This window comes from Beijerinckia mobilis (assembly GCF_000745425.1).
GTDB lineage: Bacteria > Pseudomonadota > Alphaproteobacteria > Rhizobiales > Beijerinckiaceae > Beijerinckia > Beijerinckia mobilis.
In genome coordinates this window covers 86,774-100,873 of sequence record NZ_JQJH01000003.1, presented here as the reverse complement: position 1 = coordinate 100,873, position 14,100 = coordinate 86,774, and the positions used below count along the sequence as shown (strand labels likewise).

Genomic DNA, 14,100 nt, shown 5'->3' with positions numbered 1-14,100 from the left:
GTATTTGCCACCCGATCAATCTTCCAGAAATACGATTTTTGAAGGAAAGGCCCCTGAACAAACGATCCGGACCAATAAAAAAGGCCCCAGAGGGCCTTTGAAAATGCGCCAGGGCCGGAAGCGGAGCCTTGCTCCGTCCTAGACTGGCGCGGTCATTACGATAAGGTCGATCGTCGAGCGATTCATTTGCATCTGGATCGCGTAGCCCAAAGGCGCGAGGGCGTCAACCGGTTTTTCCGGCGCCGACACGCTTCTCCATTTTTGACGCATGGCTGTGGTCTTCTGAAAAAACTTGGCGAATTCCTCCTTGCCGAGCCCTTCCGGCATGGCTATAAAGCACCAACGGAACACGACGTCCCTATGACGCGGTTCCAGAGTCGGAGTGTAGCGCAGCCTGGTAGCGCACCTCGTTCGGGACGAGGGGGTCGGAGGTTCGAATCCTCTCACTCCGACCATAAAGCACGTCTATTCATATCATATAGATATGCCAATTCAAAGCGTTGAGGTGTCCTTTGGTCTTACACAGGACACTCACACATGCTCGTCATGGCTCCTCGCCCTTGGAAAGACCCTAAGACCAGCGTTTTCCACCTCCGGCAGAGGACACACGAAGTCATCTTCTCGACCGCCTGAAGGATCGCTTCGTGGTTCTTCCTGTGGGTGACGGGAAGATTTCGAAGGTCAAGATCGGGCAATGCGTTCAAGTCTCGCTTCGAACGAAAGACCCCGCTGAGGCAAAGCGAAGACACGCTGAGGCCGTTTCGGCGCTGAGGGACTTTTGGTCCGTCAATGAGACCGGTCCTATTGAACTTTCCCATAAGCAGACCATTGCCTTCGTCGGAAAGGTCTATCGGGCTTGGGTCGGAGCAAGCGAGGAAGAACCTGGAGAGGCCGAGACTGGGGAGAAGCCCTCCCCTCCCTTCGCCAGCAAGCTGGCCTTCCCATATCACAGAGCAACAGTTCCTCCTCACCCAAGTCTCTGTTCATTATGGGTCTCTTCGAAGAGTGATCCGCGTTCCACATTGGGAAACGTGCGAAGGGCACATTGAAACGATATCGGGCAACCTTCGTCTCGCTCGATCGATTCTTCCCCTCTCTCCCCACGTCATCCCTCGACCCTGATAAGACCCACGCTTGGGCAATGCACAGGGTCGAGCACGAAGAGGTCTCGGCAAGGTCGGCCAACCGGAATGACCTTGTGGCAATCTCCAGTGTCTTCAAGTGGGCACTGAGTCGGGAGGGTCGGACCAAGCTCCCCTCTTTCCACGGAAAGGACAATCCCGCTCATGGGGTCTCCCTGACCGAAGAGAAGCGGATCATTCGCCGGGAGAAGTCTTACTGGCTGGGTGAGTGAAAGGCCATTCTCCAAGCGGCTCTTAAAGTGAAACACAATCCGAAGAACGCTCGATCCCCCCGATGCCTGTCGATGGTTGCCTTGGCACGACACCAAGCCTCGTGATCACTCTCATTGGTGTCAGCGTCGAGTAGTCTTTCGGGCAAGTCAGGACGACTGGCTTCAGTCACAAGAGCACCGACACTCCGGCCCATGGCGTGAAGCTGCAAGGCAACGTCGAGGATGAACGGATTGACCTGCCATGCCATCTCTTGCAAGACGTTCAGGGCTGGATAAAGAACCGAGCAATCCAGTCCAGCGAGTTCCTTGGCGGGGATTGGCCGTCCGTCAGCACCAGCCCGGATGCCTCAAAGGGAAATCGGGTGAATTCTTTCACTGCCCATGGCGATTGCGGAGGCACCAAAGATGGTGTAGGACCTCACGACGAAGTGACTAATAGATTCCCAGTATAAAAACATAAGTTAAAATGCATCAGATTTTTCTAAAAAGTAAATTATAATTTAGAATCTGAATTTCCGGTATCCATCCGCGTTGGACTGCAAGTCATTAAAATCCGGTAAGAACAAGAAAACAAGTAGAAACAGCTAGTATTGGGCATCCAAGACTTTCCGCATAGAACTGGGTGAATTCTTAAACTCTGCTAGGATTCAAGACCGGCCCATGAGGAGGTCTTGAGCTGCTACATCGTCGAATGTTAACGAGATAAAGAATAATGACCATCGTTCCGATGTCGGAAAACAAGGCCTCGCTGCTATTACCCGGCCAGGTTCTTCTTGAACTTTTATATCATAGGTTAGGCCGAGGACGCAAATATACTTTGAGAGCCGGCTCTTTACTGAGCACGACGATATGCTTGGCCCAAGCAATGCGAAATCCACATTTGACGCGCGAATGGCTCGACTTCCTTGAGGTTTTCGCCAGAACGGAAGGGCTCCCGCCAGCGCCGCCAGAGCTCGTGCTGAAGCCGCTAGGCACGTATGCTGTCCATGGTCTGAGTGTCTCGGAACATGTCGCAATGCTGCGCAGCCATTATCTTCTTGCCGCGCGGATGATACCAAAGTCGTTGCTTTCATCACTATGGACGGATGCCGTTGTCGAACTCGGCTATCTTCATGGCAAAAGCAACAAGATTTACCGGCTTACGCTTGATCCAGCACGGCATTGCGGCAAGGAAGGTGAATATTCTCTCATGCTCTCCGACGCAGAGGATGGTTTCGTCCTGGCTCGGCTTACTTTCCTGCTCGTACCTACGAATGACGGGACTCTTGAGCATGTTACCTTGATTGGCGGCTTGCAAGGGCCACCCACTTGCATCGGCGCGGACAGGAAAGGACGCATTGTTTCAGCGACGCGGGATCTGTCAGGGTTACGGCCAAAGATGGCCGTATTCATCGCCGTATCGGCGTTCTCCGCTGCTTGTGGCGTGACAAGCCTACATGGGGTATCCAATCAAACACATATTATCAATGCGGATGCGCACTATCAACGAAAACGATTACGTGCCGATTATGATGGGTTTTGGATCGAGCGCCAAGGCATATCGGGTGGTTTCGGATTTAGAATGCCTTTGGACTTAGCTTCGAAATCGGAGCGTATCGCTTATAATCGCCAGCGTGCAGACGTCGTGACGTTGGTCAATCATCTCTTTGCGGCACAATAGAGCCAATCTGATGCATCGTTCACGTGTCTGGTTTGGCAAAATGACATTCTAGAGCATCCGTTTTAATCAAAGATTTTTTGGCACCCATTTCCGGTTATCGCGCAAGAGAATGTTGGCGACGAGGACGAGTTTGCGCATAAAGGCGGTGATGGCGACTTTTGCAGGTTTTCCGGTCTTGGTCATAGCATTGTATTTATTCTTGAGATTTGGATTAAAGCGCATGGCGGCGAACGCCGGAATGTAGAAGGCCTGTCTGAAGTGTGCTCTGCCGCCCTTGATAGAGCCCTTGCCGCGCAGTGTCCGAGAGCCGCCCATGCGGTTCTCGGGACCCGTATAGCGCGCCAGAAGCTGATCAAGAATCTCTGAAGGAATCGTCGTAATGGTCATCATGAGAGTTTCCTGCATTAGATAAACTCACAAAAACCTGCTGACACATCATTTAGAATACCCTCATGGGTACAGGATCCCGCTTACGTTGGCACGGATCCTAAAGTTCATTGAAATACTTAAAAAATAACCAAATCGCTGAAACACTCTGCATTCAATCCCACTGCCTCCATCACGATCCTCTCCACTCAAACCAAAGGAGCGCCGCAGATCAGCTCTTTAGCCTTTTGCCACCTCATTCTTCACCCGATTGCTCTGGCATAGCCGTGCGAGGGCTTGACATTCAAACTCCGGTCTCACCCAACAAGGTCAGGAGCAACACATAAAGCATTGAAAAATTTTGGTGATTGGCGTTACCTTTCGGTTCGAATTCTCTCACTCCGACGATTTTTCCAATCGCTTATCAGTTTTCTCTGATTGCCGAGATTAACCGCGGAAAGCTCAGTGGGTGCGAATTGGCTCGGCAGGAACCTCCAGAGCCCCCTCCCCCGCTTTCTCCGGCTAAAACCGACGAAACAAATCGCGCGATCGCCAATCTCCCGTTTAAGAAACGATACACCGCACCGGAAGCAGATGCCCTTTCGGGACGATTTGACGTGTTTGCGAAAATCCGACGCTTCACTCGTGAATTGGGATTGACCGACCGATACGCTCATGCGCGATCCAAGCAGGGCGCACTTTCTCTCCCCATGCGATGAGAGGATTGTCGTCGCCCTTCAACGGCGTGAAGCCGGTCACGAGCCGACATTTCTATCCAGCACAGGCTGACAGTTTTCGATCGCATCAGACTGCGAGAGACACCCACACGCTGTATAATTAACTAATACGGCTATAAAATTTATCAGTAAATTAAATATATTTCTGGACACAAAATAACCTTGTGCTCATTCTACGATTTGGAATTTTATCATTAGAAAATGCCGTCCTGCTCAAAAATGGGACCAAGCATCGTCAATCCACGGAGCTCAAAGCAAAGACGCTGGAAATTTCGATACCGAAAGACGATGCACCGTCCAAACCTGGCGGGCAGCGAGCGGCTCATCGACTTTTGTTCGCGAGCATATCCCGCCGATTCACGCAGAGATCGGCGACTATAAGGAGAAAATTGCAATAGCCGTGAACGAGCCACCAGATCGATATGATTGAAACCTCAAGATCGGAGAGAGAGGCAATCGCCTCTCAGCTCTATGAGCTTTCGTGAAGCTCTCCGGAGTTAATATAAAGTCTTTAGCGACCAGCCAATTCCGACAAGACGCCAGATCAGCCTGCAGAACAGTCACTTATAAATAATACTAAAGCAAATCCCATGTATAATTCATAATGAGATTCATGATGTCTAACAGCGCTCAAGTCAATGATTCTTTCGAAGACTACATTTGTTACAACGTAGAAGGAGTCATTTCTGTTCTGAAGGCAAAAATAAACGCACTGCGATCAGCGCTGAAGTGCGAATATTGTTTATCCTGTCAATATCGCGACTGTCCAATGGCTGGTTTTCTGCAACTGTTAGAATCGTCTCGGCAGCAGCATTCACTTTGCTCTCCCCCTGCAGGAAAGCCGAAAGAATCCCCTGAAGCATCGCGATCGTCTCATCCCGACCAAGCGATCCATTGAGAACACCGACAGACTCGGCGGAAGCTCCACCCGTTATCGCTTCAAAGGCTTCACCCGCAGGGCTGCTCCGCAGACCCTCTCCCGTTCCGTCACGCATCGAAGGGCCAGCGAACGGGTCCAACCGTTCCGTCACAAGATCACCCGGATCGACACCATAGGCTTTGGCCGCCCGGTCAATCCAGACATCGGACAAGCGACGCTCTCCGCGCTCCAGTTTAATCAACTGGTTCTTCGTCGTGCCCATTGCCTCGGCCGCCTGCATCTGGGTCAAACCCAAGCGATTCCGGATCTTTTTAAGATTATTCACCATTCTCCATCTGTGCCCATTTTGGGAGAGGTTGGATAGACACCAAATTGGGCACTTATCCATTGACATTAATGCCCATATTGGGTATTAACTTTCTCTATGAGGCATGCTGCTCCCTGCATTTCATTGCACATTCCTCAACGGGCACGAGCAAACGTCCGACAGGGCCGTCCGATTCACGCTGCGCTGTGCCCTTCCGTTCAGGCAGGCCATGAAGCCGCGGCCACTCCCGATGGCTTCCAATGCACCATCGATCGTACCGACCATTTATGAGGAGATACCATGGCGTCGCGTGGAAGACCGAAAGAATGGAACGAGGGAAAGATCGCCCGCCTTGGCATGCTGATGGGTGCCGGCTGGTCCTGTGCCCGCATTGCCCAGGAAATGGATACCACGGAAGGTGCCATTCGCTCCTGCGCCCGGCGGCTCAAGCTGCATTTCTCGAAGGTCCCCAATATGGCGACCCTACGCAACTTCCACGAGGCAGCTCTCGAGCGCGGAAAAGAGAAGGACGATCTGATCATTGAAGTCCTGGGCATCCTGAATTCCGACCGTGCCCTTCTGGAAAATGTCATTGACGACCGAGGGTGAGACATGGCCGGAAACAAACGCACGACAATCCCGGCAATCGATCCCCACACCGTTGGCGGTCATAGCTCCTCCGCCTGGAACCCGGAACAGGTCGGTGAATGCCTGATTGCGGCCTATACAATTCTCGACCGCTGTCCGGACAGTCATGGGCCGCGCGGTCATGGCAATGCCTGGCCGACGGTGGTCACCGATGAACAAACGGTGCCTGAACCCGATGGCTCCCGCGTCAGATGCGCTCCGCCTTCACCACGCGAATTGACGCATATGGAAGCCGCCCTCGACTGGCTGAGAATCCTCGGACAGGAAGATCAGGTCACGGCTCAGATGGTCAGCCATTGGGCCTTGACAGCGGCACGGCGTCATTCTGTCAAAATATTATGCCAGCGCCACGGTTGGGCATTGGCGACCTTTTATCGCAAGCGGATGAACGGCCTCGCCTTTCTCGCCACCCATCTGAACATCAAAGCCATTCCGGTCTTTCACACACGGAGCTGACCCGAACGCACGGAATTAGCCTTGAAAATCGGCTGAAAGTCCGAGGAAACTCCTCACCTGCCTCAACAGGCTCCTCGCGAAAAGTGTGATCATTGATGATCCAGCCTGGGGTGAAAAAGCCTGGAGGTACTGCACGTCTTTCTTTATGACGTTCAATATCATGCATACGGATGAAGACCCCCTCTCCCCCGAATTCGAAGCCCGGCGCGCCGAGGCGCGCAAGCGGCTTGATTCCCTCGATCCCGCCATCAATGCGCCGGTGGACCTCACGCCCGATCCGCTCCGGCGCGCCTGGTTCGAGGCCGTCTATGCAACGGCGGCTGGCGATCCAGCACAGGTGCCCTGGGCCAATCTCAGCCCGCATCCCCTAACACAGAACTGGGTCAACGGCCAGTTGCGAGGCATGGAAGGCCTGCGCACACTCGATGTTGGCTGCGGTCTCGGCGACAACGCCGAATGTTTCGCGGCCGCCGGCGCCAAAGTCACCGCTTTCGATCTGGTTCCCGAAGCGATCGCTTGGGCAAAACGGCGCTTCCCGGACAGCACCGTGGATTACCAGACCGGCAATCTGTTCGAGCTGCCCGACGTCTGGCACCAGGCATTCGATCTCATTCATGAATGCTACACATTGCAGGCGCTTGACGTCTCGATGGTTCCCAAGGCTCTGGCGCAATTGGCCTCTCTCCTCGCCCCGGGCGGCAAATTGTTCATCATCGCGCGCGCACGAGCGGAAGATGAAGTCATCAGCGGTCCGCCCTGGCCTTTACCCCCCTCATTTCTTGAAGTGGCGCGGCAAGCCGGTCTCGTTCCCTTGATGGTCGAAGATATCATCGCGACCAGCAATGTGGCGCGCCGGCACTGGCGTGCACTCCTCGCTCGAGCCTGAGAGCCCAAAACTTAGAGCCCAAGCCTGAGAATCCATATGTCGAAGACCACGCCAGCGACCCTTGCCTTGCAAAAGGCGGGCGTCACCTTCAGCCTTCACGCCTATGATTATGACCCTTCGGCGGAACGCATCGGCCTCCAGGCCGCCGAAGCGATCGGCGAGCCACCAAGCCGTGTGCTGAAGACCCTCATGGCCGAAGTCGACGGCAAACCGGTCTGTGTCGTCGTGCCATCAGACCGCGAAGTCAGCATGAAGAAACTCGCGGCGGCCTTCGGCGGCAAATCGGCGCAAATGATGAAGCCGGCCGATGCCGAACGCGCGACCGGCTACAAGGTCGGCGGTATCAGCCCGTTCGGCCAAAGGCGCAAGGTACCAACTGCGATCGAAGAGAATGCGCTCGCCGAAGATTATGTCTATGTCAACGGAGGACAACGCGGCCTGCAGATACGGCTCGCGCCTAATGATGCCCTCACCGCGCTCGGCGCGAAATCGGCCCCATTGATTGCTTGAACGTGGGGAGAGCCAGCTATTGGAGCCGGCGAATGCACCAAAGCTATACGGCATCCGCTCTTGCAAACAATTTCGCACTTATGATCGCGTCAAGCTCTATGCTGTCCAAGAAAGTGCTCAAAACTCCGTTTGCCTGTCTAAACAAGCATAAGCACTTTCATCCGATGCCAATAGTCCCGATATGGATTGATGACACAGGGTTCTGGACCACTCTCATCGCCCTTTTGAACACCACTACTGCGGCAGTTCTTTCGAGATCATGCTATTTCGTCTCTTGCTTGGCACTCCATGTGGGATGAGCGCCTGGCAGGGAAGCAAGAGGCCTGTCGGCCGGAGTTGAAAACAACGGACTGGCTCCCTCGCACCGCACCGCCCGCACACGCAGTTCTCGCCATCCCTGACGAAACTTAAATTTTCAGCTATTCTCGGCCAAGTCGAATTTGGTAATGCGTCCAGAATATCGATTAAACATTTGCAATTCCATGTCTCCTTGATCCCAACCTGTTGGGATCAAGGAGATTCGGTGGAAAGCTGCGGCCAAGCCTCAATGAGGCATTCTCATTGAGGCTTGGTATAAAACCGTTTTTCCAACTGGCTCCGTGCCAAGGGATATTTGAAATGAGCGCCGTTCCGTTCGATACCCTTAAACTCGCTCGCGCCTTGCGAGAAAGTGCCAGTTTCACGACCGAGCAGGCTGAAGGGATTTCCAATGCCCTGGCTGAAGCCTTTCAGGATCGAGTCGCGACGAAAGATGACCTCATATTGCTTGAACAAAGACTGACGATAAAGATCGGCGGCATGCTTGTGATCACCGTAGGCGTTCTTGCTGCTCTGATCAAACTCATCCCATGAACTAATTCTGAGCCGACATTTCGTCGGTAAACGGTGATTTGTTATGCGCATTCCTCTCATCATTCTTATATTTATTTTTATATCAGAAAATGTATCCGCGTCTGGCTACATATATTACGGCTCGCGTGTTGGAATGGAAGTAACCGTGACATCTGTCTCTAGGTTAGATACGGACAGCGCTCGAATAACGGTAAAACATACAAGACAAAATGCTAGAAAGTTTTGCACTGAATATGCAAATGACAAATCTGATACATGCATCGATAACGTTCTTAACGAAGTTCATTTAAACGATGAGATATACGCAAACTGCAAAACTGGAAAATTTCTCACCCTCTCTGGAGAAACGGTTATATTCGCAGGGCGGTATAAACACCCAGACGAATTTAGCCCAAAGTACAGACTTATATTAAATGGGCATGAATTGGATGCGTCGTCCGCATCTGGATACTCAACATTCCTGGGCCAGTATAAAGCACTATGCCCTTCAAGTGTTCTTGGTGGAATAGAATAATTATTCCCCGGAGGGGTAACGATGAACAGAGACGAAAATACTAGCGCTGGATTTCTTATTATTGCTGCGTTATTATATTTCACTCCAGCAATTATAGCGCTTATCCAGAATCATTTTAACAAATTGGCGATAATCATTGCAAATACTCTTCTAGGATGGACTGTACCAGGATGGGTTGTTTGTATTATTTGGTCTTTCACAAATTCACAGAGGAATAGAATCGTCTATATCGACGGCTCTATTAAAAGAGTTGATGATACCTCACGTAAAACAAACATGGGATTTCTCATCTTCCTAATCGTGGCGTTCATTGGTATCCCTATGATGATTGCTTTTATCAGAGGTATTATCGAAACTCTCGCAGAATAGCCGTCCTCAAAATCTGTATCTCCAAAGCCATGGACATTGGTCGTTGTGTTCTGGATCCGTGCGATCGTTTGATTGGTCGTTGACCATGAACTGGAACCGCCGATCCGGAGGCAATCTATGACGAAAATCGTGATATTACTGGGTGCCTGCGACTGCCGGTGGCGGCTTTCCGCCGGCACCACGGATCATCACAAGCCGTGATCCGTGCATCTCCGTATAACGAGAAAAATAAGGTGGGATAGCGCGTTTGCTGAGGGTGATTTCTAGATCTCGATTCGGTTCATCATCTTGCGAAAGGCCTCTAGCGTTTCGCCGCTGACATGATGCTCCATGCCCTCGGCATCAATCCGCGCCGTATCGGGGCTCACGCCGAGCCAGATCAGAAAAGCCTCTACAGTCTTGTGCCTTTTGCGGCTTTCCAGCGCCATCTCGCGGCCCAGTTCCGTGAGAAAAACACCACGATAGGGTCGCCGCTCCACATAGCCCTCGCCCGCCAGTCGCGTCAGCATTTTTGCGACCGTCGGCTGTGATACTCCGAGCCGCGCGGCAATATCGACCTGGCGCGCCTCCTGACCGTCCTCGATCAGATCGGCGATTAATTCGACATAATCTTCGACGAGCGCGCCACGGCGGGCCTCACGCGTCAGGCGAAACCCTTCTGAATGGCTTTCGGCATCCGGCAGCGCGTCCCGCTCTTCCCTGGCCCGGCGCATGACTGACACTAAAACCTCTCCCTGCTTGCGCAGGAGCCTTCGCGGGTGGTGCCGCAAAGCTCCGTCAAGAAAACCTGGGGCGTTTCCGATGTGTCCAGAAACGCTCCACTCAGAAAATCAGAGCATTGTCGAAATTTTGAATCGAAACACGAATCTTTCGGAAAACAATGGCTCCAAAATCCGCTGCAATTCCGTCCGCCGCTTTCAAATCAGCGGACGTCCCTTTCTAAAAGGACTCATTCCGAAAGCAGGCATTTTAAGAGTACCGGTGGCGCGAAACGCAACACAGCATAATCGCGCCGCAAGCGCTTCGGAAGATCCAATGACAGTGCTGTTTTGGAAACTGATCCCCAGCAATACGAAATATTTTTCGCGCCGAATGGTCACAACTTTGCATAGACAATGAAATATAGCCTATTGCATATTCTACATGGACGATCCAGATTTCCAGAGTCGCGGCTCGCCGCCGTCAAACCCGCGGGTCTTCCGAATGTCGCAAACACCTGTCATCGAAGCCTCCCAGCCGGCATGGAAATTGGCGGAGCCCGGTACCCAGCGACCGAGCCTGCCGGAGGCCCATGCCTCCATCCACGTTCCGCAGGACGCCCGCTGGTTCCGCCGGCTCGTCGCCTTTCTCGGCCCGGGCTATATGGTTTCGGTCGGTTACATGGATCCCGGCAATTGGGCGACCGATCTCGCCGGCGGGTCGCAATTCGGCTTTTCGCTGCTGAGCGTTATTCTTTTATCGAATTTCATGGCGATCATCCTGCAAGCGCATGCAGCAAGATTCGGTATCGCCTCTGGGCGCGATCTCGCCCAAGCCTGCCATGACCATTATTCCCGTCCAGTCAATTTCGCGCTCTGGCTCATCTGCGAGGCGGCGATCATCGCCTGCGACCTCGCTGAAGTCATCGGCACAGCGATCGCGCTGCAGCTTCTGTTCGGCATCCCGCTCGTCGGCGGCGCATTATTATGCGCGCTCGATACTTTCCTGATCCTACTGCTTATGAATAAGGGCTTCCGGTCGCTTGAAGCTTTCGTAATCGCCCTTTTGATCATTATCGCGGCCTGTTTCGGCATACAAATCGCTGCCGCCGCTCCGCCCATGGCGGAGGTGCTGCGTGGTTTCATGCCGTCCCGGCAAATCGTGCTGCGGCCGGAAATGCTCTATGTCGCGATGGGCATTATCGGAGCGACGGTGATGCCGCATAATCTCTATCTGCATTCCTCGCTGGTCCAGACGCGCGCCTATCCCCGCACCGAGCACGGCCGCCGCGACGCGATCCGATGGGCCACTCTGGACAGTACCATCGCATTGATGCTGGCACTCTTTGTCAATGCGGCTATTCTAATCGTCGCCGCCACGGCCTTTCACGGCAGCGGCCATGAAGATGTCGCCGAAATCGGCCAGGCCTATGAGCTGCTCTCCCCAATTCTCGGGCTCGGCATAGCCTCAACCTTATTTGCAACCGCGCTTTTAGCCTCGGGCCTCAATTCGACGGTCACCGCCACGCTTGCCGGCCAGATCGTGATGGAAGGCTTTCTGCACCTTCGCCTGCCACCCTGGCTGCGCCGCCTGATCACCCGCGCGCTTGCCATCATTCCGGTGATTATCGTCACCCTGCTCTATGGTGAAACCGGGACTGCGAGGCTTCTGATCCTGAGCCAGGTCATCCTGTCGATGCAGCTTCCCTTCGCGGTCATTCCGCTGGTTCAATTCGTCTCCGACAAGCGCAAGATGGGCGGTTTCGTCATTTCCACGCCGATGGCCTGGGTTTCCTGGGGCGTGGCGGCGATCATCGTCGGACTCAATCTGAAACTGCTCTATGATACCTTGCTTCCCTGATCCTCTCCGGCTCTATCCCGGCCGGAGCTTCCACGAAACCCGGCCTCAACCGGAAGCCGCCTCATAGGCACTCGACAGTTCCAGCCATTCTTCCTCGGCCGCGGTCAGGGCGCGCTCCAGTTCCGCGCGCTGGCCTGCAAGCTGACCCGCTTTGGCCGGATTAGTCTGAAACAAAGTCGCATCCGCCAGAACACCGTCGATCTTCTCCAGAAGATCCTGGAATTTCTTCATCTTCTCTTCCAGGGAAGCAATCTGCTTCTTTAACGGTGCGGCTTCCTTGCGAGCCGTGGCACCATCACGCCGCTCGGCCTTTGCCGAGCCGTTCGCGTCCTTATCCTTTCGGGACTGCCGGGCCGGCGACCCGCCCGCCTGCTCCAGCACGTATTTCTTGTAATCCTCCATATCGCCTTCGAACGGCTTGACGCTTCCGCCAGCGACGAGCCAAAGCCGATCAGCGCAGGCTTCGAGAAGGTGCCTGTCGTGCGAGACGAGGATGATCGCGCCTTCATAATCATTGATCGCCTCGATCAAGGCCGCGCGGCTATCGATGTCGAGATGGTTCGTCGGCTCGTCGAGGATCAGCAGATGTGGACCATAGAAGCTCGCGAGCCCCATGAGGAGGCGCGCCTTTTCCCCGCCCGAGAGCAGCGCGATTTTGGTGTCCGCCTTGACGTTGGGAAAACCGATCTGGGCGCATCTGGCCCTGATCTTCGCCTCCGTGCCATCCGGCATCAGAGCGGCGATGCATTGATAGGGCGTCGCCTTCTCGTCGAGATCATCGACCTGATGCTGGGCGAAAAATCCGACATCGAGCTTAGAGGATTTCTTCAGGCTTCCCTCCAAGGGAGCGAGCCTGCCGCCGACGAGCTTGGCGAAAGTGGATTTGCCGTTGCCGTTGGAGCCAAGCAAGCCGATCCGGTCATCTTCGGCGATCGAGAGATTCAATCGTTTCAGAACCGGCACGCCGTCATAGCCGACACTGACGTCATCCATGGCGATGATCGGCGGGGACAGCGGTTTCTGCGGCGACGGGAGATGAAACGGCAGCACATGGCCGTCGACGATAGCGGTGATCGGCTCCATCTTCGCAAGCATTTTCAGGCGCGACTGGGCCTGTGCCGCTTTCGTCGCCTTGGCGCGGAAACGGTCGACGAAAGCCTGCAAATGTCTGCGCTGCTCCTGCTGCTTCTTCTGATGCTTGAGCTGGATCGCCTGCTGCTCCCGGCGTTGGCGCTCGAAACTGGTGTAATTGCCGCGCCACAGGGTAAGCTTGGCCTGATCGAGATGCAGGATATGATCGGCCACTTCATCCAGCATATCGCGGTCATGGCTGATGACGAAGATGGTGCCGGGATAGCGCTGCAGATAATCAATGAGCCAGAGCGTACCTTCGAGATCGAGATAATTGGTCGGCTCATCGAGCAGCAGGAAATCCGGCTGCGAGAACAAAACAGCTGCGAGCGCCACGCGCATGCGCCAGCCGCCGGAAAATTCCGAAAGGGCGCGATGCTGTGCGGCCTCATCGAAACCGAGACCTTCCAAAATCGCCGCCGCACGGGCCGGCGCCGCATGCGCGTCGATGTCGACGAGGCGGGTCTGAATTTCGGCAATACGATGCGGATCACTCGCCGTCTCGGCTTCCGCCATCAGCGCGGCGCGTTCCTTGTCCGCGGCGAGCACGAAATCGATCAATGTTCCAGGCCCGCCCGGCGCCTCCTGCTCAACCCGGCCAAGACGCATGTTCTTCGGGATCGTGATCGTGCCCGATTCAGGCACGGCCTCACCGGAGATCATCCGGAACAGAGTGGTCTTGCCGGCGCCGTTCCGGCCGACAAAACCGATCCGCGCGCGGTCGGGCAAAGCCGCCGTCGCCTTGTCGAAAAGAACACGCGGACCGATCCGCACCGTCAGGTCGTTGATGTGAAGCATGGGCGCGTTGTGGCTTCATTGACGGCGCATTGCAAGCAGGATCCTCGCCATACGGGGACGGTCGCCACATGAG

14 protein-coding genes and 1 tRNA gene are annotated in these 14,100 nt (G+C 54.4%); 10 read left to right on the top strand and 5 right to left on the bottom strand.

The annotated features are described in order from the left end of the window. Positions 1-138: 138 nt before the first annotated feature. A complete protein-coding gene (locus tag DL88_RS04515; RefSeq protein ID WP_034992590.1) occupies positions 139-327 on the bottom strand; it encodes a hypothetical protein in 189 nt (62 codons plus the stop codon). Between the two features lie 51 nt (positions 328-378). Between DL88_RS04515 and DL88_RS04510 the strand changes: the two genes are divergently transcribed. Beyond that, positions 379-455 (top strand) — tRNA-Pro (locus tag DL88_RS04510). A 1,611-nt stretch (positions 456-2,066) separates the two neighbouring features. After that, the gene (locus tag DL88_RS04490; protein WP_084704936.1) at positions 2,067-3,014 is read left to right on the top strand and encodes a DUF535 family protein; all 948 of its coding nucleotides are present in this window, start codon (positions 2,067-2,069) and stop codon (positions 3,012-3,014) included. 66 nt (positions 3,015-3,080) lie between these two features. Here DL88_RS04490 and DL88_RS04485 read toward each other — a convergent pair whose 3' ends face one another. Both DL88_RS04485 and DL88_RS19205 read right to left on the bottom strand, forming a co-directional pair. Continuing rightward, on the bottom strand, positions 3,081-3,404 hold the full coding sequence (locus DL88_RS04485) for a transposase (RefSeq protein WP_034992579.1): 324 nt from the start codon (positions 3,402-3,404) through the stop codon (positions 3,081-3,083). 1,393 nt (positions 3,405-4,797) lie between these two features. Further along, positions 4,798-5,325 carry a helix-turn-helix domain-containing protein gene (locus tag DL88_RS19205; RefSeq protein ID WP_051955585.1) on the bottom strand — a complete coding sequence of 176 codons (528 nt, stop codon included), beginning with the start codon at positions 5,323-5,325 and terminating at the stop codon, positions 4,798-4,800. Between the two features lie 279 nt (positions 5,326-5,604). Between DL88_RS19205 and DL88_RS04475 the strand changes: the two genes are divergently transcribed. The 7 genes from DL88_RS04475 to DL88_RS19760 all read left to right on the top strand — a co-directional run bounded on the left by DL88_RS04475 (position 5,605) and on the right by DL88_RS19760 (position 9,539). Further along, on the top strand, positions 5,605-5,913 hold the full coding sequence (locus tag DL88_RS04475) for a hypothetical protein (RefSeq protein ID WP_034992577.1): 309 nt from the start codon (positions 5,605-5,607) through the stop codon (positions 5,911-5,913). Between the two features lie 3 nt (positions 5,914-5,916). After that, entirely contained in the window at positions 5,917-6,408 is a 492-nt protein-coding gene (locus DL88_RS04470) for a DUF6362 family protein (protein WP_051955584.1), read from the top strand. A 160-nt stretch (positions 6,409-6,568) separates the two neighbouring features. Beyond that, positions 6,569-7,294, top strand: a complete 726-nt coding sequence (locus DL88_RS04465) for a class I SAM-dependent methyltransferase (RefSeq protein WP_034992969.1) — start codon at positions 6,569-6,571, stop codon at positions 7,292-7,294. A gap of 36 nt (positions 7,295-7,330) precedes the next feature. Continuing rightward, positions 7,331-7,804, top strand: a complete 474-nt coding sequence (ybaK, locus tag DL88_RS04460) for a Cys-tRNA(Pro) deacylase (protein WP_034992573.1) — start codon at positions 7,331-7,333, stop codon at positions 7,802-7,804. 618 nt (positions 7,805-8,422) lie between these two features. Further along, the gene (locus DL88_RS20645; protein WP_034992569.1) at positions 8,423-8,656 is read left to right on the top strand and encodes a CCDC90 family protein; all 234 of its coding nucleotides are present in this window, start codon (positions 8,423-8,425) and stop codon (positions 8,654-8,656) included. Between the two features lie 43 nt (positions 8,657-8,699). Continuing rightward, entirely contained in the window at positions 8,700-9,170 is a 471-nt protein-coding gene (locus DL88_RS20640) for a hypothetical protein (RefSeq protein ID WP_210165265.1), read from the top strand. 21 nt (positions 9,171-9,191) lie between these two features. Beyond that, entirely contained in the window at positions 9,192-9,539 is a 348-nt protein-coding gene (locus tag DL88_RS19760) for a superinfection immunity protein (RefSeq protein WP_084704932.1), read from the top strand. A 263-nt stretch (positions 9,540-9,802) separates the two neighbouring features. On the opposite strand, the gene mntR is transcribed toward DL88_RS19760, so the two are convergent. Then, entirely contained in the window at positions 9,803-10,252 is a 450-nt protein-coding gene (mntR, locus tag DL88_RS04445; protein WP_034992566.1) for a manganese-binding transcriptional regulator MntR, read from the bottom strand. Positions 10,253-10,742: 490 nt separating this feature from the next. On the opposite strand from mntR, the gene DL88_RS04440 reads away from it, so the two are divergent. Beyond that, complete coding sequence (locus tag DL88_RS04440) at positions 10,743-12,098, top strand: Nramp family divalent metal transporter (protein WP_034992963.1); 1,356 nt, start codon at positions 10,743-10,745, stop codon at positions 12,096-12,098. A gap of 45 nt (positions 12,099-12,143) precedes the next feature. Here DL88_RS04440 and DL88_RS04435 read toward each other — a convergent pair whose 3' ends face one another. After that, positions 12,144-14,027 (bottom strand): ABC-F family ATP-binding cassette domain-containing protein, encoded by a 1,884-nt coding sequence (locus DL88_RS04435; protein ID WP_034992563.1) that lies wholly within the window; start codon positions 14,025-14,027, stop codon positions 12,144-12,146. Positions 14,028-14,100 lie beyond the last annotated feature (73 nt).